The organism is Pseudomonas sp. B26(2017) (genome assembly GCF_002113045.1).
Lineage (GTDB): Bacteria > Pseudomonadota > Gammaproteobacteria > Pseudomonadales > Pseudomonadaceae > Aquipseudomonas.
On the sequence record NZ_NEJJ01000014.1, the window covers coordinates 64,332 to 84,503 of the forward strand.

Annotated in this window: 21 protein-coding genes; 13 read left to right on the forward strand and 8 right to left on the reverse strand. The window is 62.1% G+C overall.

The window, feature by feature from the left end:
- The first annotated feature begins 23 nt into the window (after positions 1-23).
- The 3 genes from kdpC (at position 24) to CAF79_RS20625 (ending at position 4,121) form a co-directional block, all read left to right on the forward strand.
- A complete protein-coding gene (gene kdpC, locus CAF79_RS20615; protein WP_085699990.1) occupies positions 24-569 on the forward strand; it encodes a potassium-transporting ATPase subunit KdpC in 546 nt (181 codons plus the stop codon).
- A 153-nt stretch (positions 570-722) separates the two neighbouring features.
- Entirely contained in the window at positions 723-3,374 is a 2,652-nt protein-coding gene (locus tag CAF79_RS20620; protein WP_085699992.1) for a sensor histidine kinase KdpD, read from the forward strand.
- 48 nt (positions 3,375-3,422) lie between these two features.
- Positions 3,423-4,121, forward strand: a complete 699-nt coding sequence (locus tag CAF79_RS20625; protein WP_039770498.1) for a response regulator — start codon at positions 3,423-3,425, stop codon at positions 4,119-4,121.
- On the opposite strand, the gene CAF79_RS20630 is transcribed toward CAF79_RS20625, so the two are convergent.
- Entirely contained in the window at positions 4,118-5,155 is a 1,038-nt protein-coding gene (locus tag CAF79_RS20630; RefSeq protein WP_085699994.1) for a patatin-like phospholipase family protein, read from the reverse strand. The two genes, CAF79_RS20625 and CAF79_RS20630, sit on opposite strands and share 4 nt — an antisense overlap.
- A 217-nt stretch (positions 5,156-5,372) precedes the next feature.
- Here CAF79_RS20630 and CAF79_RS20635 point away from each other — a divergent pair, with 217 nt between their 5' ends.
- The 3 genes from CAF79_RS20635 (at position 5,373) to CAF79_RS20645 (ending at position 7,412) form a co-directional block, all read left to right on the forward strand.
- The gene (locus tag CAF79_RS20635; RefSeq protein WP_007950948.1) at positions 5,373-5,651 is read left to right on the forward strand and encodes a hypothetical protein; all 279 of its coding nucleotides are present in this window, start codon (positions 5,373-5,375) and stop codon (positions 5,649-5,651) included.
- Positions 5,652-5,728: 77 nt separating this feature from the next.
- On the forward strand, positions 5,729-6,496 hold the full coding sequence (locus CAF79_RS20640) for a CHAD domain-containing protein (RefSeq protein WP_085699996.1): 768 nt from the start codon (positions 5,729-5,731) through the stop codon (positions 6,494-6,496).
- 121 nt (positions 6,497-6,617) lie between these two features.
- Positions 6,618-7,412, forward strand: a complete 795-nt coding sequence (locus CAF79_RS20645; protein WP_085699998.1) for an acyl-CoA thioesterase II — start codon at positions 6,618-6,620, stop codon at positions 7,410-7,412.
- A gap of 1 nt (position 7,413) precedes the next feature.
- Here CAF79_RS20645 and CAF79_RS20650 read toward each other — a convergent pair whose 3' ends face one another.
- From CAF79_RS20650 to CAF79_RS20660, 3 genes are all read right to left on the reverse strand, one after another.
- Positions 7,414-7,779, reverse strand: coding sequence for an Mpo1-like protein (locus CAF79_RS20650; RefSeq protein ID WP_039770492.1), 366 nt, complete (start codon positions 7,777-7,779; stop codon positions 7,414-7,416).
- 120 nt (positions 7,780-7,899) lie between these two features.
- The gene (locus CAF79_RS20655) at positions 7,900-9,381 is read right to left on the reverse strand and encodes a methyl-accepting chemotaxis protein (protein ID WP_085700000.1); all 1,482 of its coding nucleotides are present in this window, start codon (positions 9,379-9,381) and stop codon (positions 7,900-7,902) included.
- Positions 9,382-9,489: 108 nt separating this feature from the next.
- The gene (locus CAF79_RS20660) at positions 9,490-10,296 is read right to left on the reverse strand and encodes a TatD family hydrolase (RefSeq protein WP_085700002.1); all 807 of its coding nucleotides are present in this window, start codon (positions 10,294-10,296) and stop codon (positions 9,490-9,492) included.
- 235 nt (positions 10,297-10,531) lie between these two features.
- Here CAF79_RS20660 and CAF79_RS20665 point away from each other — a divergent pair, with 235 nt between their 5' ends.
- From CAF79_RS20665 to CAF79_RS20675, 3 genes are all read left to right on the forward strand, one after another.
- Positions 10,532-11,953: a transglycosylase SLT domain-containing protein gene (locus tag CAF79_RS20665; RefSeq protein WP_085700004.1), complete on the forward strand. Its 1,422-nt coding sequence runs from the start codon at positions 10,532-10,534 to the stop codon at positions 11,951-11,953.
- 107 nt (positions 11,954-12,060) lie between these two features.
- Positions 12,061-12,495 carry a DoxX family protein gene (locus CAF79_RS20670; RefSeq protein ID WP_007950955.1) on the forward strand — a complete coding sequence of 145 codons (435 nt, stop codon included), beginning with the start codon at positions 12,061-12,063 and terminating at the stop codon, positions 12,493-12,495.
- A 250-nt stretch (positions 12,496-12,745) separates the two neighbouring features.
- Complete coding sequence (locus CAF79_RS20675) at positions 12,746-13,054, forward strand: hypothetical protein (protein ID WP_085700006.1); 309 nt, start codon at positions 12,746-12,748, stop codon at positions 13,052-13,054.
- Between the two features lie 3 nt (positions 13,055-13,057).
- Here the strand turns inward: CAF79_RS20675 and greB are convergent, their stop codons facing one another.
- From greB to CAF79_RS20690, 3 genes are read right to left on the reverse strand one after another with little or no spacing between them, the layout of a single operon-like run.
- Entirely contained in the window at positions 13,058-13,555 is a 498-nt protein-coding gene (greB, locus tag CAF79_RS20680) for a transcription elongation factor GreB (protein ID WP_039770483.1), read from the reverse strand.
- A gap of 34 nt (positions 13,556-13,589) precedes the next feature.
- Positions 13,590-16,094 (reverse strand): ABC transporter permease, encoded by a 2,505-nt coding sequence (locus CAF79_RS20685; protein WP_085700008.1) that lies wholly within the window; start codon positions 16,092-16,094, stop codon positions 13,590-13,592.
- Entirely contained in the window at positions 16,094-16,777 is a 684-nt protein-coding gene (locus CAF79_RS20690) for an ABC transporter ATP-binding protein (protein WP_007955651.1), read from the reverse strand. Before CAF79_RS20690 ends, CAF79_RS20685 begins: the two co-directional genes overlap by 1 nt.
- Before the next feature lie 10 nt (positions 16,778-16,787).
- Here CAF79_RS20690 and CAF79_RS20695 point away from each other — a divergent pair, with 10 nt between their 5' ends.
- From CAF79_RS20695 to CAF79_RS20705, 3 genes are all read left to right on the forward strand, one after another.
- A complete protein-coding gene (locus tag CAF79_RS20695) occupies positions 16,788-17,393 on the forward strand; it encodes an arylesterase (protein WP_085700010.1) in 606 nt (201 codons plus the stop codon).
- A gap of 57 nt (positions 17,394-17,450) precedes the next feature.
- Complete coding sequence (locus CAF79_RS20700; protein ID WP_003226812.1) at positions 17,451-17,744, forward strand: hypothetical protein; 294 nt, start codon at positions 17,451-17,453, stop codon at positions 17,742-17,744.
- Positions 17,745-17,894: 150 nt separating this feature from the next.
- Positions 17,895-18,866: a L,D-transpeptidase family protein gene (locus CAF79_RS20705; protein ID WP_064383316.1), complete on the forward strand. Its 972-nt coding sequence runs from the start codon at positions 17,895-17,897 to the stop codon at positions 18,864-18,866.
- Positions 18,867-18,990: 124 nt separating this feature from the next.
- Here the strand turns inward: CAF79_RS20705 and oprI are convergent, their stop codons facing one another.
- A complete protein-coding gene (oprI, locus tag CAF79_RS20710) occupies positions 18,991-19,242 on the reverse strand; it encodes an outer membrane lipoprotei OprI (RefSeq protein ID WP_011335311.1) in 252 nt (83 codons plus the stop codon).
- Positions 19,243-19,879: 637 nt separating this feature from the next.
- Here oprI and CAF79_RS20715 point away from each other — a divergent pair.
- Positions 19,880-20,161, forward strand: coding sequence for a GNAT family N-acetyltransferase (locus CAF79_RS20715; RefSeq protein ID WP_007955658.1), 282 nt, complete (start codon positions 19,880-19,882; stop codon positions 20,159-20,161).
- The last annotated feature ends 11 nt before the right edge of the window (positions 20,162-20,172 follow it).

Genomic DNA, 20,172 nt, shown 5'->3' on the forward strand with positions numbered 1-20,172 from the left:
AGCACGAATTCGAGGATTTTGAAATGTCCACAATGTTACGTCCGGCCCTGAGCCTGTTGGTGCTGATGACCCTGGTCACCGGCGTTGCCTATCCGCTGGTGGTGACCGGCGTTGCCCAGGTCGCCTTCCCCGAGCAGGCCAACGGCAGCCTGGTGCGCGACGCCGAAGGCAAGGTGCGCGGCTCGTCGCTGATCGCGCAGGACTTTGTCGGCGATGCCTGGTTCCATCCGCGTCCATCAGCCGGTGCCTTCGCCACCGTGTCGAGCAGCGCGAGCAACCTGTCGCCAAGCAATCCGGCGCTGGCCACTCGGGTGATCGATGACGCCAACAAGCTGCAGGTGCCCGGTCAGGGCCCGGTGCCGCTGGCGCTATTGACCACCTCCGGCAGCGGTCTCGATCCGCACTTGCCACCGGCGGCGATTGCCTATCAACTGGCGCGTGTTGCGGCCGCGCGCAATCTGCCGGTGGCGACCTTGCAGCAACTGCTCGACGCGCACATCGAACAGCCGCTGGTGGGCCCGCCGGTGGTGAATGTGCTGACGCTGAACATGGCGCTGGAAAAGCTGTAGTGGATGTTCGTTCCCACGTCCAGGCGTCGAACCGTCTGCATGGGAACGCCTTAAAAGACGCTGTGCGTCAGCCTGTGCGGGACGCAGAGCGTCCTGGGCTGCATTCCCACGCAGAGCGTGGGAACGATCAACTTCAGGAAGAGAGCTTCAAGCATGAGTGACTCCGGCCGCGCCGACGCGCTGTTAGCAGACTTGCCCCGCGATGGACGCGGCCGGCTCAAGGTTTTCCTCGGCGCTGCGCCGGGTGTGGGCAAGACCTACGCGATGTTGCAGGCCGCCCACAGCCAATTGCGCCAGGGCGTGAAAGTCATCGCCGGAGTGGTTGAAACCCATGGTCGCGCCGAAACCGAAGCGCTGCTTGGCGGTTTGCCGCAACTGCCGTTGGTGCGCTCGGAATACCGTGGCGTGACGCTTGAAGAAATGGACCTCGATGGCCTGCTCGCGGCCCGGCCGAAACTGGTGCTGGTCGATGAGCTTGCCCACAGCAACGCCCCCGGCAGCCGCCACGCCAAACGCTGGCAGGACATTCAGGAACTGCTCGCCGCCGGTATCGACGTGTACACCACGGTCAACGTCCAGCACCTCGAAAGCCTCAACGATCAGGTGCGCGGCATCACCGGTGTCCAGGTACGCGAAACCCTCCCGGACTGGGTGCTGCAAGAAGCCTACGAACTGCTGCTGATCGACCTGCCGCCCCGCGAACTGCTCGAGCGCCTGCGCGAAGGCAAGGTCTACGTGCCTGAGCAGGCACGCGCCGCGATCGATGCATTCTTCACTCAGACCAACCTCACCGCACTGCGCGAACTGGCGATGCAGACCGCTGCCGCGCAAGTCGATAACGATCTGGCTCAGGGCTATCGCCAGCTCGGCCAGGCCGCGCCGGCGGTGCGCGGGCGCTTGCTGGTCGGGGTCGATGGCGATGCGCAGGCTGAACGGCTGGTGCGTCACGCCAGCCGCGTCGCCCAGCGGCGACATCTGCCATGGAGTCTGGTGCACGTCGATAACGGCAGCGTGCGCGACGAGCAATCGCGCCTGCGCCTGCAAAGCGCCCAGCAACTGGCCGAACGCCTCGGCGGCGAGGTGGTGCTGTTGCGGGCCGGCGAAGTGGCGAAAACCCTGATCCAGCATGCGGCTGAACGACGGGCGAGTCTGGTGCTGGTCGGCCAGTCCCGGCCGCGTCTGCGCAGGCGCCTGTTTGGCGGTGGGCTGGCGGCGCGTTTGCTGCGTCAGGCTCATGGCCTGGAAATCAACGTGCTGGACAGTGACCAGGAACAGCATCAGCCGCGCCCGCGTGTAGCGCCGACGCTGGTGTGGTTCGACTATGCGCTGGCGCTGGTCGCCACAGTGCTGGCCAGTGCGCTGGCGTGGGCGGTGTCCAGCGTGCTGCCGTTGCCGAATATCTCGCTGGTGTTCCTTGCGGCGGTGTTGCTGGTGGCGGTGCGCAGTAGCCTCGGCCCGGCGCTGGCCTGTGCGGCGCTGTCGTTTCTGACCTATGACTTTCTGTTCATCCCACCGAATTTCTCCTTCAGCATCCAGCGCGAAGAAGACGTGCTGACCTTGCTGTTCTTCCTGCTGATGGCGGCGCTCACCGGCAACCTCGCGGCGCGACAGCGGCGGCAATTGCAGGCGCTGCGCGATACCCAGGAAGAGACCACCGAACTGCTCGACCTGTCACGCAAACTCACCGCCGCCACCGACCGTCAGGCCGTGGTCAGTGCCGCCGCCCAGCACCTCAATGGCTGGAGCGATCTGCAACTGTGCCTGCTCAATCGTGACGGGCAGGGTGGCTGGAAAGTTGAAACCGGCGGACCGTTGCAGTTCACCGAATCCGAACGCGCCGCCGCCGACTGGGCCTGGCAACACGATCAACCGGCGGGCATGGGCACCGGCACGTTGCCGTTCGGTCGCTGGTGGTGGTGGCCGCTGTCGGTGGAGGACGGACCTCTGGCGCTGCTCGGGGTGTGCGCCAAAGAGGGCCGGACCTTGAGCGGGCAGCGTCGTCGTTTGCTGACCGCGTTGAGTCAGCCGCTGGCCCAGGCATTGGCCCGGGCGCAATTGGCCGATGATCTGGAAGCCGCGCGCCTGCACGGTGAAACCGAGCAACTGCGCAGCGCTTTGCTGGCCTCGGTGTCCCACGATCTGCGCACGCCGCTGACCTCGATGCGCGGCAGCATCGACAGCCTGCTGGCCCTCGGCGAAGCGATCCCGCTGGAGGATCGCCGCGAGCTGCTCGAAGGCACACGCGACGAAGCCGAACGTCTCGATCGCTACATTCAGAACCTGCTGGACATGACCCGTCTCGGGCATGGTGCGTTGAAGCTGGCGCGGGACTGGGTGTCGCCGGCGGACATCGTCGGCAGTGCGCTCAATCGACTGCGGGCGGTGCTCTCATCATTGCAGGTGAGCACCGATGTGCCAGCCGAACTGCCGCTGCTGTACGTGCATGCCGCGTTGATTGAACAGGCGCTGGTGAACGTGCTGGAAAACGCCGCACGCTTCTCGCCGTCTCACGGCCGTCTGCAACTGCGCGCCGGGGCGGATGACAGCGAAGTGTTTTTCTCGGTCAGCGATGAAGGACCGGGGATTCCCGTCGATGAGCGGGCGAAGATTTTCGACATGTTCTACACCGCCGCCCGAGGTGATCGTGGCGGGCAGGGCACGGGGCTCGGGTTGGCGATCTGTCAGGGTATGGTCGGCGCCCATGGCGGGCGCATCAGTGTCGGCGACGGCATCGACGGACGCGGCACCTGCATCACCCTGCACTTGCCGTTGCAGACGCAACCGGGGATGGACGGTGAAGCCTGATCCGCGCTGCGCTACTCTCTTGCCACTCTTTTGTGTTGATGTGAATTCATGAGCCAGACCGCGACCATTTTGGTCATCGATGACGAACCGCAGATCCGCAAGTTCCTGCGTATCAGCCTCGCTTCCCAGGGCTACAAAGTGCTGGAGGCCGGCACCGGCGCCGAGGGCCTGGCCCAGGCGGCGCTGAACAAACCCGATCTGCTGGTGCTCGACCTCGGCCTGCCGGACATGGACGGCCAGCAAGTGCTGCGCGAGTTTCGCGAGTGGGCCACGGCGCCGGTGCTGGTGCTCTCGGTGCGTGCCAGCGAAGGGCAGAAAGTCCAGGCGCTGGATGGCGGCGCCAATGACTACGTGACCAAGCCGTTCGGCATTCAGGAATTTCTCGCCCGGGTGCGCGCGTTGCTGCGTCAGGCGCCGGCCGGCGAAGCGCAGCAGGCCGCGTTGAATTTCGGCCCGCTGACCGTGGACCTGGCATATCGCCGCGTGTTGCTCGACGGCGTCGAAGTCGCCCTGACCCGCAAGGAATATGCAGTGTTGGCGCAACTGGCGCGGCATCCGGGGCGGGTGATCACCCAGCAGCAATTGCTCAAGGACATCTGGGGCCCGACTCACACCGAAGACAGTCACTACCTGCGGATCGTGGTCGGTCATCTGCGACAGAAACTGGCGGACGATCCGACCCGGCCCCGTTTCATCGTGACCGAGGCCGGTGTCGGTTATCGCTTGTTGAGCGAGAGCAGCCTTTAGTTCTGTTCGCTCTCGTAGCGATCGAGCGTATCCCGGGCAATCTCGCGACCCAGCGCGATCAATTCGGGCGCCTTGTAGAACTCGAAGAACCGGCACACCCGCTTCGGCACGTTGATCAGGATGTCCGGCGGATACCCGGCGATCTTGTACTGCGCCAGCGAGGTCTGCATCACCTCGAAACTCTGGTTGATCAGGTCCAGCAATGACGCCGGCCCGACGTTATCGACGATAAACGAACCGGTGGCGGACTTGGGTGCGCCGTCGCGCTCCGGGGCGGCGGCCGGTTGCTGGGCTTCCGGCTCGGCGCTTTCGACCCACGGATTGATGTCCGCCGCTTCGGCACGCAGTGCTTCCTGTTCCAGGATCAGCAGTTGCTCGGCCTGTTTGCGGCGGAACGGCATCTTCGAACCCAGCGAACTGATCAGGCTGTCGAAGCGCGTACGGAACGCGGCGGGGCGTTGAATCACCGGCAGTTTGTAATGGCGCTGGTTGGTCGAGTTGAGATTGACCGCGATGATCAGGTCACAGTGGCTCGACACCACCGGCACGATCGGCAACGGGTTGAGAATGCCGCCGTCCACCAGCATCCGGTTGCCTTGCATCACCGGGGTAAACAGACTGGGAATCGCTGCCGAGGCGCGCATGGCCTGATGCAGGCAGCCTTCCTGGAACCAGATTTCCTGCTGATTGGTGAGGTCGGCGGCCACCGCCGTGTAGGGAATGCGCAGGTTTTCGATGTTGATCTCGCCAACGATCTTGCGGATCTGGCCGAAGACTTTCTCGCCACGGATCGCGCCGAGACGGAAGCTGACATCCACCAGGCGCAGCACGTCGAGGTAATCCAGGCTTTCGATCCAGTTGCGGTACTCGTCGAGCTTGCCGGCGGCGTAGATTCCGCCGACCACGGCCCCCATTGAACAGCCGGCAATACAACTGATGTCATAGCCCCGTCGTTCGATCTCTTCAATGACCCCGATATGGGCATAGCCCCGGGCGCCACCGGAGCCCAGCACCAGTGCGACACGTTTTTTCATCCGTCTTCCTCCCGGCAAGGTTCCACAATGCACCCATCGAGGGCCGGGCTTCAATCGCCGGGGTCGCTCGAGGCGGCCATGGCGTCGTTTTTTCGATACTTCATGACCCGTCGGCGCTATCTTTTGCAGTGCGGTGCAATTGCGGGGTACAAGGCACTTTTTCGCTGCCGTACCGTCTTACCTGCACGACTGTTGACCTATCTTTGAGGTGTGAGTGATGAAAGCCTGGATCTGTGTGCCGTTGATGGCTCTGGCATTGGCCGGTTGCGCCGGCAAGACCGCTTATCGCGACAGCTGCGGCAGCCAGCTCGACGCGGCGTGGCATGAACTGGACCTGGCGAAGGCCGAAGGGTTTGCCGGCACCGTCAGCTATTCCAAGGCGCTGTCGCTGTTGACGGCGGCCAAGACTCAGCAGCAATTCGAGGGTTTCGAAGGCTGTACCAAGAAGGCCGAAAAGGCGCGTTTCTACATTCGCGAATCCCGCGCCGGACGCTAAGCTGCTGACGTGGCGCAAGGGCAGGTGTCTTGCGCCAGTTCACACTCGTGCAAAGCCATTGAATTCAGGAGCAAGCGATGTCTGCGTTGGTTGATCGGCTGGTGGCCCATGTCCTGAGCCTGGAAGTACGGCTGCTGGGCTGTCAGGCCCGTCTGACTGCGCGGACCGACCCTGAGGCGCTGCATGATTTGCGCACCACCGTGCGCCGTTTGCGCAGCCTGTTGCGGCCGTTGCGCGGTTTGCCCGGTGTCGAGCAACTGGAAGATGCGGCGGCTGCGGTGGGGCAACTGACCACGCCATGGCGCGACCGCGAAGTGCTGGCGGCCTGGCTGATCAAACATGATCAGCCCGAAGCCGCGCAGCGCCGCATGGCGCAAATGGCCGAGGCGTATCCGACGCTGGCGGCCAGCGCCGAAGTGGCGTCGCTGCTGATGATCCTCGACGCCTTCCCGCGCTTTCTGCGTGCATCCCAGCGCCAGGGTTTGCTCAAGCGCCTGGACAAGCGCATCGAGAAACGTCTGGGCAAACAATGGAAAAACCTCGACGTGGCGCTGCACGACCCGGCCCACGACCGCCATCGCCTGCGTTTGCTGATCAAGCGCGTGCGTTACGGCATCGAGGCTTACCCGGAACTCGATCGTCTGCCGGAAGCCGCATTAACCCGTCTGAAATCCGCACAAGGCGCCCTCGGTGACTGGCACGATTGCTGGCAATGGCTGGCGCGCGCCGAACTGGAGCCGGATCTGCGACCCTGCGTCGCCACATGGCAGGCGACCATGGCCAAAGCCGAAATCAAGGCCGACCGGGTACTGGATAAACTCAGCGCGGCCTGCTTCAAATCCTGAAACCCGCTGGCGCGCAGCGCCGCTGTCTTATCTGTCAGTCTCTTTGACCGGAATGGACGCTGCGCGGCTCTGCCGCGCTGGTTAAGATCCGGTCATTCCCTTTTTCGTGTCCGAGGTTTCCATGCGCTTTTGCGATCTGATCGATGCTGTCCGTCGTCAACCGGAGGTCACGATTCCGGCGGAGTGGGGCCAGGGCCGGGCCAGTTTTGGCGGGTTGGTGGCCGCACTGCAATTTGAAGTGATGCGCACCCGAGTACCGACTGATCGGCCGGTGCGTTCGCTGGCGATCACCTTTGTCGGCCCGGTCGAGCCCGAAGTGCCGGTGAGCTTTGAGGTCGAAGTGCTGCGCGAAGGCAAGGCGGTCAGTCAGGTGCTGGGGCGCGCCGTGCAGAACGGTCAGGTGGTGACGATGGTGCAAGGCAGCTTCGGGGCTTCGCGACCGTCGGAGGTGGCGGTGGAAGCCTATCCGGCACCCGAGATGAAACATTGGGACGACTGCCAGGAACTGCCATACATCAAAGGCGTAACCCCGGAGTTCATGCGTCATTTGGCGATGCGCTGGAGTGTCGGCGGCATGCCGTTCACCGGCATTCAATCGCGGCTGATGGGCGGTTGGGTGCGCTTGCGCGGGGATGTGAAGGAAGAACCGGTCAACGAGGCGCACCTGCTGGCGCTGGTCGATGCCTGGCCACCGGCGCTGTTGCCGTACCTGAAGAAACCGGCACCGGGCAGCACGTTGACCTGGACCATCGAATTCGTTCAGCCGTTACGGGATTTGAGCACGCTGGATTTTTGCCAGTACCTGGCGGACATCGAGTATGCGGCCGACGGTTACGGCCATGTCGCCGCCAAGCTGTGGAGCGCGCAGGGTGAACTGATTGCCATGAGCCGGCAGACGGTGACGATCTTCGCCTGACTCAATGGCGGCGGTGACGCTCACGCCAGGCGCGGTACCAGCCGCCACTGAGGAAGAACCGCGGAAACGTCAGAAACTGCTCGACCAGCAGACGCGAGACGGCGTCCTTGCGATCACTGAACGGCTCGGAGGCTTGCGCCTCCAGGCTGTGACCGTGGCGCTGCAGACCCAGCGCCGCGATGATACCAATCACGCCGATCGCCACACTGGCCAGACTCAGGCTGAACACGCCGGAGACGATCAACAGAAACGCGACGATGAACAGCGGCACGGCAATCAGGTGCAGCACCAGATTGGTCGGATGCTGATGGTTGTTCGGGTATGCGCGCCATTGCCACGCGGGAAGGTTGGGGTGACGTTTGCCCATGTTGCTGCTCCTCGATCCATGTTCAGTACATGGTTGAAGAATAGGCCCGGGCAGCCAGAGCGGCGAATCAAGGTTGGCTATTGAAGTAATAGGGACAATGGCCATTTTTGATGTTGCGCCCTAGAGCTTCAGCTGACCGATCGCCTTGTTCAGTTCCCCGGCCAGCGTCGCCAACTCGTTACTGGTGGTCGCCGAATCCACGGTCTGCTGCACAGTGTTCTCGGTGACATCGCGAATGCTCACCACGGCGCGATTCATCTCTTCGGCAACCTGACTTTGCTGTTCTGCCGCCACCGCAATCTGCGTGTTGCTCTCACGCATCTGCGCCACCGCCCCCGTGATTTCCGCCAGCGCTTCGCCGGCCTCTTGCGCCTGCTGCACGCAGTCGTCGGCCTTGTACGAACTCTCCTGCATGAAGTCCACCGCGTCACGGGTGCCGGCCTGCAACGCTGACACCATGGTGGTGATTTCATCGGTGGAGGTCTGCACGCGTTTGGCGAGGTTGCGCACCTCGTCGGCGACCACCGCGAACCCGCGGCCCATTTCCCCGGCTCGGGCCGCTTCGATGGCGGCGTTGAGTGCCAGCAGGTTGGTCTGTTCGGCGATGCTGTGAATCACGCTGACCACGCCATTGATCTTCTGGCTGTCCTCGGCCAGGCGCTGAATCATCTCGGCGGTCTGCTGCACGCCGCTGGACAGCCCGGCAATCGACGTCTGCACTCGGCTCACCACTTGCTGACCGCTGCCGGCCAGGCCGTCGGCGGTTTGCGACAGGTCGCGCGTGGCGCCGGCGTGCTGAGCGATGTGGTAGACGGTGGCGGTCATTTCGTTGATCGCCGTGGCGGCCTGATCGGTTTCACTCTGCTGGCCGAGCATGCCGTGGCGCACTTCGTTCATGCTCGACGCCAGTCGCGCGGCGCCGATATCCAGTTGCCGCGCGGTGTTGGCCACGGTGGTGACCACCCGCTGATAACCGGCCTGCATCGCGTTGAACGCATTGGCCATCTGCCCGACTTCATCCTTGCAGGCCAGCGGCACCCGAGCGGCGAGGTCGCCGGTTTTCTCCACGTGCAGCATTACGTCCTTGAGGGTGTTGAGCTGGCTGAGCAGAAAGCGGATCAGCAACTGTGAAGCGCCAAGCATCGCCAGCATCAGGATGAACACCGCCACCGCATAGTTGGCGAAGCGCTCGCTGAACACCTGACTGAGGCTGGGCGCGCAGGCGATCACGGCGACCTGCTGGCCATCGGCACGGCTGAATACCTCGGCGCCGAGCAGCGGGTTTTCGCCGAACAACGGCAAGTGACTGATCTCGATCCAGCCGTTGGTGTCGGTGATCTCCAGCAACGGCTGATCGTTGAGGCGCGGTGCTTCGCCGCGTTTGAACGTCAGCACTTGATCGGATTTGGGCAGCGCCTGCCCGGCCGGCCAGGCCTTGAGCAACTGTGCCTGGGCCTGGGCCGAGGTTTGCGCGGCGTGACTGCGGGCCTGTTGTTCGAGCTGTACGGCGTACAGCACCAGCAACAGGGTGGTGACAAAGGCGACCGCGTTGACCGCCCAGAATTTGTATTTCAGCGAGATATTGCTAAGCCAGGCACCCATGGAGGTCTTCTCTGATAGCGGAAACAGTTTTGGCAAGGTGCCATTATTGTGCCGCTACCCAGGTGCCCGGATTTTGATGTGCATCAACAAGTGATGCAGTCGCCCCGGCTAGGGCAGGGTAGGTAGACCGTAAAACGCCCGCGCGCAGGCGGTGGTGTGGGCCGCGAGATCTTCCTCGGTCTCGCCTCGATGCAAGGCCACTTCACGCAGCACTTCGGTCAGATACGCCGGCTCGTTGCGACCGTTCTTCGGTTTTGGCCGCAATGTGCGTGGCAGCAGGTACGGCGCATCGCTTTCCAGCATCAGTCGACCGCGTTTGATCTCCTTCACCAGCGGATGCAAATGAGTGCCGCGACGCTCATCGCAGATCCAGCCGGTGATGCCGATGTGCAGATCCAGATCGAGGTAACTGAACAACGCTTTCTGCTCACCGGTGAAGCAATGCACCACGGCGGCGGGCAATCTGTCGCGAAAGTCTCGGAGGATTTCCAGCAGGCGCTGGCTCGCATCACGTTCGTGCAGGAACACCGGCAATTGCAGTTCGGCCGCCAGCGCCAGATGTTCTTCGAGGACTTTTTCCTGCTGCGGGCGCGGCGAGAAATCACGGTTGAAATCCAGCCCGCATTCGCCCACCGCCACCACGTTCGATTCTTGCAGCAGGCTGCGCAGACGCCGTGCGCTGTCGGCATTCCAGTCGCTGGCCGAATGCGGGTGAATGCCGGCGGTGGCGAACAATCGCTGGCCGTCCGGATCCAGTTGCTGGCACAGTTCCAGCGCCTGTTCGCTGCCCTCGACGCTGGTGCCGGTCAGCACCAGTTGGCAGACTCCGGCAGCGTAGGCGCGGTCGAGCACGGCCTGGTGTTTGTCGGCGAAACTGGGGTTGGTCAGGTTGACGCCGATATCGATGAGTTGCATGGTGCTACCTCGGGCCGAAGGCCGGAAAGCATATCAGAGCTGTAGATTTATAAGAAAAGCCAAGAACTACAACGGCTTATGGCTGTCTGTTGAGGCCGCGAGGCAGGCTGGTGTGACAGCATTGCTATCACTGTGCCAGTCTCTCGCACTTTATCAGCGCTCCAGGCGCTCTGTTTTCGTCGGTGTTTTGCGACCGTTCAGCGGTGAAAACACCCGTATTCTTTCCGGAGAGTGGATGGTTCGTCCGTCGGTTTTGCTCCTGCTGTGTGGTTCGTTGCTGCTGCCGATGACGGCGGTCGCGCGGCTGCCCGGGCCGCTGCAAGCCGTGCCGGCCGCCAAGGTCCGCGACCTGACCGAGATCCGCAGCAGCCGCGTCCTGCGGGTGCTGGTCAACCAGAGCCGCAATAGCTCTGGCGAAGTCCAGGGTCAGGCCATCGGCGTCGAATACCACCGTCTGCGTGCCTTCGAGCAGTACCTCAACGGCCACGCCCGCGACGGCCAGGAAGTCACCCTCAAGATCATCCCCAAAGCCAAGGACCAATTGCTCGGCGCGTTGCAGCGCGGCGAAGGTGATCTTGTTGCGCCGGGCGAACTGCTCGAGTTGCAACCGGGCCACGCGGTCGCCAGCAGCGAGCCGATTGCCAGCAACGTGCCGCTGGTGTTGGTCGGCATCAAGGGCGAGAAGCGCTACACCAAGGTCGAACAACTGGCCGGCAAAACCCTGGCATTGCCCACCGGCAGTGCGGCAGGGGAGGCGGTGAGTCAGCTCAACCAGAAGCTGGCGCTACACAAACTGGCGCCGATCAAGATCGAATGGGTCGATCCGACGCTGGCGGTCGAAGATGTGCTGGAAATGGTCCAGGGCGGTATCTTCCACCTGACCATCGTCGAGCAACCGATTGCCGAGCGTTGGGGCAAGATCCTGCCCAGGCTGCGTTTCGACCGGCAGGTGATGATCAGCGAACCGGGCGAGGAATACTGGTTCGTGCGCCGCGATGCCTCGATGTTGCGGGCCAGCATCGACCGCTTCCTGACCGGCTACAAAAAACCGTCGAACGAAGATGCGGCATTCCTGCGGATCTACCGCCGCCTCTATCAAGTGCACTATCCGTTGGCCAAGGCTGACCGTCAGCGACTGGAAAAACTGCGCCCGACGCTGCAGAAACACGCCGAAGCGCAAAATATGGACTGGCTCAACCTGGCGGCGCTGGCCTTCAAGGAGTCTGCGCTGCAACCCAGCGCGCGCAGCGGCGGCGGGCCAACCGGGTTGATGCAGATCACGCCGTCCGCTGCGCAGCGGGTCGGCGTCAACAATATCCAGAATCTCGATGCGAATGTGCAGGCCGGGGCCAAGTACCTGGCGATGATCCGCCGCAAGTTCTTCAATAGCCCGAAACTCAACGAGCGCGAGCGGATGGCGTTCACTCTGGCCGCCTACAACATCGGGCCGGAGCGGGTGCAAGGCATGCGTGCAGAAGCGCGGCGTCGCGGCCTGAATCCCAACCAATGGTTCTTCCAGGTCGAGCGCATCGCCATGGAGCAGGTGGGAATGGGAGCCGTCAGCTATGTTAATAGCGTGAACAAGTATTACTTGGCGTTCGACCGGGAGCGGGAGTCGTTGGAGCCCGCAGGGCAAAAAGTGGTCTCACGCAAATGATCTAATAAATTGATTGTTATGGCGGATTTTTTGCGCTTTTAACATGAAATTAACTGATTAATATAGCGGCCAACCAACAAGCACTTCTGACCACAAGGAAACGCAACATGAGCTCTCTGATCAACAAGGTCCTGTTCACCCGCGCCGGCTACGGTCTGACCATTCTGCGCATTGCCGTCGGCGTGATCTTCGCCGCCCACGGCTCGCAGAAACTCTTTGGCCTGTTCGGTGGCTACGGTCTGGCAGGCACCGCGCAATACATGGAAAGCATCGGTCTGACCCCGGGTTATCTGATGGCCACCCTGGCCGGCGGCACCGAGTTCTTCGCCGGTCTGGCGCTGATCATCGGCCTGCTGGTGCGCCCGGCGGCACTGGGTCTGACCTTCCTGTCGCTGGTGGCCATCTTCACTGTGCATATCAGCAACGGTCTGTTCATGGCCAACAATGGTTACGAGTTCGCCCTGGCTCTGCTCGGTGGCAGCCTCGCGGTGCTGATCGAAGGTGCCGGCAAGCTCTCGGTGGATCGCGCCATCGCCGGTTGAAGGCTCTGGCTCAAGCAAAAGGCCCGCATTGTGCGGGCCTTTTTTGTTGCGGCTGATTCTTGACACTGGCCGGTCACGTTCTCTAGGATGCCGCTCATGCGCCGATTTAAACAGCTACTTGCGGGGCGCCAGGTGACTATTCTCAAGTTGCCGTCAGAAGCCGGAACAGGGCTTCGAAATACCGCTAAAGCGCTGGTTCGGTGTTGCCTCTCACCTGCCATGCAGACTTTTGAGGCAGAGACACGACACGATGAATGCACTTCGCCCTCCAGCACGTCCCGCGCCGATCACGGCACATGTCACCCAGCGCAATCCGAAAATCCTGCTTGGCGGCAAACATCAGCCGACGCTGTTGCGTTATCTCGATGGCTGGCCACGTCGCAGCGGCGGTCCTGCCGCATTTTTGATCCAGTTTGTCGAAGACGGTGAGTCGCTGGCGCGTTTTGCCGATGACAGTTTCGATCTGGCCGTCATTCAGGCTCCGAGTCTTGAAGAAGCGCCGGAAATGATTCGCCAACTGACCCGCGTCGCACGCCAGGGCCTGATTACCCGGCGCTGAGCGTCAGGGATATTCGATCGCCACGATGTAGACGAACTGTTCGCCGGTCGGCGTCTGTACCCGCACTTCAGCATCCAGCGCCTTGCCGATCAGGGCGCGGGCCAGTGGTGAGTCGATGCTGATCAGGCCGAGTTTCAGGTCCAGTTCGTCCGGGCCGACGATCCGATAGCGCGACTGTTTGCCGTCCTCGTCTTCGATGGTCACCCAAGCGCCGAAATAGACCTTGTTCGGATCACTCGGTTTTTCGCTGACCACTTTGAGCGCTTCGAGGCGTTTGGTGAGAAAACGCACGCGACTGTCGATCTCGCGCAGCATTTTCTTGCCGTAGGTGTACTCGGCATTTTCCGAACGATCACCCTGAGCCGCTGCCTCGCTGACCGATTGCGTCACTTGCGGACGGCGCACATGCCACAGCTCATGGAATTCGGCGCGCATCCGCGCTTCACCCTCAGGGGTGATCAGCGCGGTGCCAGCGGTGCGGGGAGGGCGATAACGGCTCATGGCAAGTTCTTTTGAGGGAGACGGCTGGAGTCTATCAACCCTCACGCAACACTGTCAGCGGGCTGGCGTTGAGCGCACGCCGTGTGCCGAACACCCCGGCGCCACCAATCAGCGCCGCGCCGATCAACGGCAACAGCAGCAACCACGGATGGGGATGCCAAGGCAGATCGAAGGCGAAGCGATACAGCACCAGGCTCACCACTTCCGAACCGATGGCCGCGAGCAATCCGCTGACCGCGCCGAGCAAGCCGAACTCGATCCGTCGCGCCTTGATCAACAATTGCCGCTCGGCACCCAGCGCACGCAAAAGCGCCCCCTGGCGAATGCGTTCATCCAGCGTTGCCTGTAAACCTGAAAACAACACCGCCATCCCCGCCGCCAACACAAACAACAGCACATACTCCACCGCCAGGGTGACTTGGGCGAGGATGCTGCGCAGCTGTTCGAGCAAGGCTTCGACCTGCAGGATGGTCACCGCCGGAAACGCTCGCGACAACTCGACAATCTGCTGATCGTGGCCGGGCGCCAGATAGAAGCTGGTCAGGTAAGTCGCCGGCAGATCCTTCAAGGTGCCGGGCTGGAAGATCATGAAGAAGTTCGGCTGGAAGTTGTCCCAGTTGATCTCCCGCAGACTGGTGACCTTCGCCTCGCGATTGACCCCGCCGACGCTGAACACCATGTGATCGCCCAGTTTGAGTTTCAGGCTTTCGGCCACTTTGCCTTCGACCGAAACGCCCGGAACGTCATCCGAAGGTTGACCGGTCCACCACGAGCCGGCGGTGATTTTATTGCCCGCCGGCAGGTCGGCCGCCCAGGTCAGGCTCAGGTCGCGCTGGATGGCACGGTCTCCGGCCGAATCCTTGCTGACGATCTGCTGCACCGCCTCGCCATTGATGCTGATCAGCCGTCCCGGCACCACCGGATACAACGGCGCGGCCTGGGCCGAGACATTGATCAGGTGATCGGTGAAGGCCTGTTTGTCCGCCGGCAGGATGTTCAGAGCGAAGTAGTTGGGTGCGTTTTTCGGCAACTGGTTTTGCCAAGTGTCGAGCAGTTCGCCGCGCAGCAGTGCAATCAAAGCCATGGACAACAGAATCAGCCCGAAGGCCAATGACTGGCCAGCCGCCGCCAACGGATGGCGCAACAACTGACCCAGACCAAGCCGCCACGGCAGGGACGCGCGTGCGAGCAGGCGACGCAGGCTCTGCAGCAGCAACAGCAGCAAGCCGCCGAGCGCCAGCGCGGCCACCACGCCACCGCCAAGCAGGGCGAATGTCAGCAGCAGGTCCAGACTCAGGCGCCACATGATCAGCCCAAGCGCGCCGAGTGCCGCGCCATAGACCATCCAGGTACTCGACGGAATCGGCAGGATGTCCCGGCGTAATACCCGCAATGGCGGCACGCGGCCCAGTGCGGCGAGCGGTGGCAGGGCGAAACCTGCCAGGGCGACCAGTCCGGTGCCGATTCCGGCGAGCGCCGGCAGCAAGCCACCCGGCGGTACGTCGGTCGGCAGCAGATCATGCAACAGCGCGAACAATCCCAATTGTGCGAGCCAGCCGAGCAGGGCGCCGCTGAGGCTGGCGAGCAGGCCGAGCACTGTCAGTTGCAGACTGAACAGCACCAGGGTTTCCCGGCGCGACAAGCCCAGGCAACGCAGCAGGGCGCTGGCATCGAAACGTCGACTGGCAAAGCGGTTGGCCGACAACGCCACCGCCACCCCCGCCAGAAGCACGGCGACCAGACTGGCCATGTTCAGATAACGTTCGGCCTTGCCCAGTGCGCCGCCGATCTGTCGGTTGCCGTCGCGGGCATCCTGAATCCGCTGGTTGGCGGCGAGGCCCGGTTTGATCAGTTGACGATAGGTTTCCAGCGCTTGCGGCTCACCGCGCCAGAGTTCGCGATAGCTCACCCGGCTGCCGGGTTGCACCACGCCGGTCGCGGCGAGATCGTCTAGGTTGATCATTACGCGTGGTGTGAGGCTGTAGAAGTTGCCCGCGCGATCGGGCTCGTAGGTCAGCACTCGCGTCAGTTTCAATGTCTTCATGCCGACGTCGATACTGTCGCCGATTTTCAGGTCCAGCGCCGTCAGCAGGCGTGCTTCGACCCAGGCTTCACCGGGCTGCGGCTCGCCTCCGGCTTCTTCCGTCGCGTAAGGGGCGGGGGCGCTTTTCAGCTCGCCGCGCAGCGGATAGGCGCGGTCGACAGCTTTGATGCTGGAGAGCTGAATGCCGTTGTCCGTAGCGATGACGCTGGAAAACTCCACCACCTGCGCATGGTCCAGCCGCAGCTCGGTGCCGCTCCGGATCTGCTCCGGTCGGGCTGGCGAGCTGCCTTCGAGCGACAGGTCGGCGCCGAGAAACTCGGTGGCGCGCAGCATCATTGCGCCGTTGAGGCGGGCGCCGAAATAACCGATCGCGGTACTCGCCGCCACCGCCACGACCAAGGCGAAAAACAGCACCCGCAGTTCACCGGCGCGGGCATCGCGCATCAGTTGGCGCAGGGCGAGACTGAACAGACGCAACAGCGGCAGACGTGCCATCAAGGCTCCAGAGGGGCGACCAACAGGCCGGCTTCAAGACGGATCAGGCGCCGGCACCGATGGGCCAGGCGTTCGTCGTGGGTCACCAGCACCAGGGTGGTGCCGCGTTCCTTGTTCAATTCGAACAGCAAGTCACTGATGCGCTCGCCGGTGTGACTGTCGAGGTTGCCGGTGGGTTCGTCGGCGAACAGCACGTCCGGCTCGGCGGCGAAGGCCCGGGCAATTGCAACGCGTTGCTGCTCACCCCCGGAGAGTTGGCGCGGCGAGTGAGTCAGGCGCTGGCCGAGGCCGACCCGTTGCAGCAGTTCGGTGGCGCGGCTTCTGGCGTCTTTGCGGCCGTCGAGCTCCAGCGGCAGCATGACGTTTTCCAGCGCGTTGAGGCTGTCGAGCAACTGGAACGACTGAAAGACGAAACCCACATGCTCGGCACGAATGCGCGCGCGCTGGTCTTCGTCGAGATTGCTCAGGCCTTGCCCGGCGAGAGTCACTTCGCCGCTGCTCGGCAGGTCGAGGCCGGCAAGCAGACCCAGCAGGGTGGATTTGCCGGAACCGGACGCGCCGACGATGGCCAGGCTATCGCCCTTGTTCAGTTCCAGGCTAAGTTCGTGCAGGATGGTCAGTTCACCTTCCGCGCTGGGAACCACTTTGCTAAGGTTCTTCGCGGTGAGAATGCTTGCGCCCATGGAGAATCCGATGCGTGTGTGGTTTTTGAGTGCTGGCCTGGCCTTGTTGTGCATGGCCCAGAACGCAGCGGCGGGTACAGTCCTGATCGTTGGCGATAGTATCAGCGCCGGTTTCGGACTGGATACCCGGCTGGGGTGGGTGTCGTTGCTCGAACAGCGGCTCAAGACCGAAGGGTTTGACGACAAAGTGGTCAATGCGTCCATCAGTGGCGACACCAGTGCCGGAGGCCAGGCGCGGCTGCCTGCGCTGCTTGCAGAGCACAAACCGGAACTGGTGATCCTCGAATTGGGCGGCAACGATGGCCTGCGCGGAATGCCGCCCACGCAATTGCAACAAAATCTTGCTTCGATGATCGACAGCTCCCGGCAGAGCGGTGCCAAGGTGCTGTTGCTTGGCATGCAATTGCCGCCCAACTACGGCAAGCGCTACACCGATGCCTTTGCCGAGGTTTACGGCAAACTCGCCGAGGAGAAAAAAATCCCGCTGGTGCCATTTTTCCTCGACGGCGTGGGCGGGCATCCGGACCTGATGCAGGCCGACGGTCTGCACCCGGCAGCCGGGGCTCAGGGCAAGTTGCTGGAAAATGTCTGGCCGACGCTAAAACCGCTGCTATGAGGCTTTTCTAGCGGCAGGCTTTCGGCTAATGTGGCGCCCCCTTATTTGGAGCCCCCGATGCCGCGTCCTGCCTGGTCCCTGTTTGCCTACCAACTGATCGAGCCTGACGAACAGCTGGATCTGTTCGCCTGCCAGGAAGTGCGGGTGCATCTGGTGACCCGTCAGCTGGAGCTCGGCGGCTCGGCAGACCGGACCCTGTGCGGCAGTCTGCTGCCGGCGCAACCGCGCTGGTCGAGCGTGGATCGCCGGGTGTTTCAGGATCAGCGCCTGTGCTCGCTGTGCCGGGCGATCCTCGAATCGCAGAAGCGCGGCACCTCGCCGATCTGGCCCGAGTTGCGTTTCGAGCTTTAAGCTCAGCCATCTCCGAATGCAGTCGGAGCTAGCGGCAGCTTCAATCGTGAAGAGTGATGCCAGCCCATCGGCGCATCTCCCCGAATTCTCTGGGCGCGGTGTACAATCGCGTTCTTATTACCCTTGTCGATCTTGCGAAGGATTCTCCGGATGTTGCCGCGTTTTCCTGCCGTCACCCGCTGCCTGTCTCTTGCCGCCCTGTGCGTGGCCGGTCCCGTTGCCGCACTGGAGTTTCCCCTGCCACCGCCTGGTGAAGACATCATCGGCCAGGTGCAGGTGATCAAGGCCAAGTACGAAGACACCTTTGCCGATCTGGGCACCACCTACGATCTTGGCTATTCGGAAATGGTCGCGGCCAACCCGGGCGTCGATGCCTGGCTGCCGGGCGCCGGCACCGAAATCGTTCTTCCGACCCGCTTCATCCTGCCACCGGGCCCGCGTGAAGGCATTGTGATCAACCTCGCCGAATACCGCCTCTACTACTACCCGAAAGGCCGGAACGTGGTGTACACCTTCCCGCTGGGTATCGGTCGTGAAGGCTGGGGCTCGCCGATCGCCCACACCACGATCACTGCCAAGACACCGAATCCGACCTGGACGCCACCGGCCTCGATCAAGGCGGAACACGCCGCTGACGGTGATCCGCTGCCGAACGTGGTGCCGGCGGGTCCGGACAATCCGCTGGGTCCGTTCAAGTTCACTCTGGGCACGCCGGGCTACCTGATCCACGGCTCGAACAAGAAGTTCGGTATCGGCATGCGTACCAGCCACGGCTGTTTCCGCATGTTCAACAACAACGTGCTGGAAATGGCCAGCATGGTGCCGGTGGGTACTTCGGTACGAATCCTCAACGACGCTTACAAGTTCGGTCGCAGTGGCGGCAAGATCTATCTGGAAGCGCACACGCCGATCGACGACAAGGGCAACCCGTCGGTGGTCGACAAGCACACCGCCGTGATCAACGCGATGCTCAAGCGCGAAGACATCACCAACAACCTGCGCATGAACTGGGATGTGGTGCGTGATGTGGTGGCGGCCGAAGATGGCCTGCCAACCGAAATCGGCACACCGAACACCTCGGCGCCAATGGTCTCCAGCGCACCGATCGACCTGCAGCAATAAGCTGAAAGATGAAACCCGCCGAGGCTTGCGCAGCGGCGGGTTTTTTGTTGCCTGCCGAAAACCGCAGGCACAAAAAAAGCCGACCCGAAAAACGGGTCGGCTTGATAACAATCCCGAAGGACTATTACTTGCGGCTAGCTTTTTCCAGCATGCGCAGAGCACGCTCGTTAGCTTCGTCAGCAGTCTGTTGTGCTTTTTGAGCAGCAGCCAGAGCTTCATCAGCTTTACGGTAAGCTTCGTCTGCACGAGCCTGGGCGCGAGCAGCTGCGTCTTCAGTAGCGGTCAGACGTGCTTCGGTTTCTTTCGATGCGCTGCTGCAACCGGTAGCCAGAACTGCGGCCAGAGCCAGAGCAGAGAATTTCAGAACGTTGTTCATCGTGTTCCCCTTCAAGGACTTTCAATTAAGTGGCTGTCTCCTCCGATTGAGGAAATAGCCGGCGTACATACTACCCATTACTTGTAGTAAGTAAACTGACGTGAGGCAAGAAGCAAAAAAAATTGTAGGCGTTGATTCTTTTTCGAGCAACTTTTAACTGGGCTGTATAAAAAATATCCACCTGTAAGCCGCGAGATGAGTGAGTTAATGAGAAAAAGTTCCCGTTGCCCTTCGCTGTTTTGCAGGTAGTGGCTAAAGTCTGTCTATATGGATTCGTCCACACTTCTGTTGCGAATTTGCGTAGCGCCTCGCATATCTTTGTCCATGTTGAGGTGACTTTAAAACAGGGGGCTCGTCTTAAGTCTCAACATCCGGCGATGTTCAGCCTTTCGGCTCGGGAAGATCGTCTCCCGAACCGGACCTGAGTCCACTGAAATTGCCCCGTCGATCTGAGTAAAGACGAGCGTACCTTGAGCATTTTCGCCAATGGTGCCTACTATTTGATACGTGCTCGGGTTGCGCGAGATCGGTGCAGTTCTTCTCGGTGTCCATCAGGCACAGGGTGGCGTAGATGTTCCTTCGCCGGGAAAACATCGGTAAGGTAGGGGTCAGAATTCGAGACCCGCGAGGAGTAGTGATGAGCGAGGCGTTGTCCATCCACCATGACCAGGCTGGTCATCAGTTCGAGACCAATGTGGACGGTCATCGTGCCTACCTGACCTATATGGATCTGGGGAAACAGACCCTGGATATCTACCGCACCTTCGTGCCCAACGCCTTGCGTGGCCGAGGCATCGCGGCTGCCCTCACCGAACGGGCGTTGCAGTACGCCGATGAAATGGGTTACACGGTCATTCCTTCGTGCTCCTACGTGGAGCGTTATATGGAGCGCCATCAGCGGCGCACCGCCAAGATCTGACTGACCTCACC

Coding starts and splice junctions, on each gene's coding strand:
- kdpC (WP_085699990.1), top strand. CDS start 24: ATGTCCACAATGTTACGTCCGGCCCTGAGCCTGTTGGTGCTGATGACC.
- CAF79_RS20620 (WP_085699992.1), top strand. CDS start 723: ATGAGTGACTCCGGCCGCGCCGACGCGCTGTTAGCAGACTTGCCCCGC.
- CAF79_RS20625 (WP_039770498.1), top strand. CDS start 3,423: ATGAGCCAGACCGCGACCATTTTGGTCATCGATGACGAACCGCAGATC.
- CAF79_RS20630 (WP_085699994.1), bottom strand. CDS start 5,155: ATGAAAAAACGTGTCGCACTGGTGCTGGGCTCCGGTGGCGCCCGGGGC.
- CAF79_RS20635 (WP_007950948.1), top strand. CDS start 5,373: ATGAAAGCCTGGATCTGTGTGCCGTTGATGGCTCTGGCATTGGCCGGT.
- CAF79_RS20640 (WP_085699996.1), top strand. CDS start 5,729: ATGTCTGCGTTGGTTGATCGGCTGGTGGCCCATGTCCTGAGCCTGGAA.
- CAF79_RS20645 (WP_085699998.1), top strand. CDS start 6,618: ATGCGCTTTTGCGATCTGATCGATGCTGTCCGTCGTCAACCGGAGGTC.
- CAF79_RS20650 (WP_039770492.1), bottom strand. CDS start 7,779: ATGGGCAAACGTCACCCCAACCTTCCCGCGTGGCAATGGCGCGCATAC.
- CAF79_RS20655 (WP_085700000.1), bottom strand. CDS start 9,381: ATGGGTGCCTGGCTTAGCAATATCTCGCTGAAATACAAATTCTGGGCG.
- CAF79_RS20660 (WP_085700002.1), bottom strand. CDS start 10,296: ATGCAACTCATCGATATCGGCGTCAACCTGACCAACCCCAGTTTCGCC.
- CAF79_RS20665 (WP_085700004.1), top strand. CDS start 10,532: ATGGTTCGTCCGTCGGTTTTGCTCCTGCTGTGTGGTTCGTTGCTGCTG.
- CAF79_RS20670 (WP_007950955.1), top strand. CDS start 12,061: ATGAGCTCTCTGATCAACAAGGTCCTGTTCACCCGCGCCGGCTACGGT.
- CAF79_RS20675 (WP_085700006.1), top strand. CDS start 12,746: ATGAATGCACTTCGCCCTCCAGCACGTCCCGCGCCGATCACGGCACAT.
- greB (WP_039770483.1), bottom strand. CDS start 13,555: ATGAGCCGTTATCGCCCTCCCCGCACCGCTGGCACCGCGCTGATCACC.
- CAF79_RS20685 (WP_085700008.1), bottom strand. CDS start 16,094: ATGGCACGTCTGCCGCTGTTGCGTCTGTTCAGTCTCGCCCTGCGCCAA.
- CAF79_RS20690 (WP_007955651.1), bottom strand. CDS start 16,777: ATGGGCGCAAGCATTCTCACCGCGAAGAACCTTAGCAAAGTGGTTCCC.
- CAF79_RS20695 (WP_085700010.1), top strand. CDS start 16,788: ATGCGTGTGTGGTTTTTGAGTGCTGGCCTGGCCTTGTTGTGCATGGCC.
- CAF79_RS20700 (WP_003226812.1), top strand. CDS start 17,451: ATGCCGCGTCCTGCCTGGTCCCTGTTTGCCTACCAACTGATCGAGCCT.
- CAF79_RS20705 (WP_064383316.1), top strand. CDS start 17,895: ATGTTGCCGCGTTTTCCTGCCGTCACCCGCTGCCTGTCTCTTGCCGCC.
- oprI (WP_011335311.1), bottom strand. CDS start 19,242: ATGAACAACGTTCTGAAATTCTCTGCTCTGGCTCTGGCCGCAGTTCTG.
- CAF79_RS20715 (WP_007955658.1), top strand. CDS start 19,880: ATGAGCGAGGCGTTGTCCATCCACCATGACCAGGCTGGTCATCAGTTC.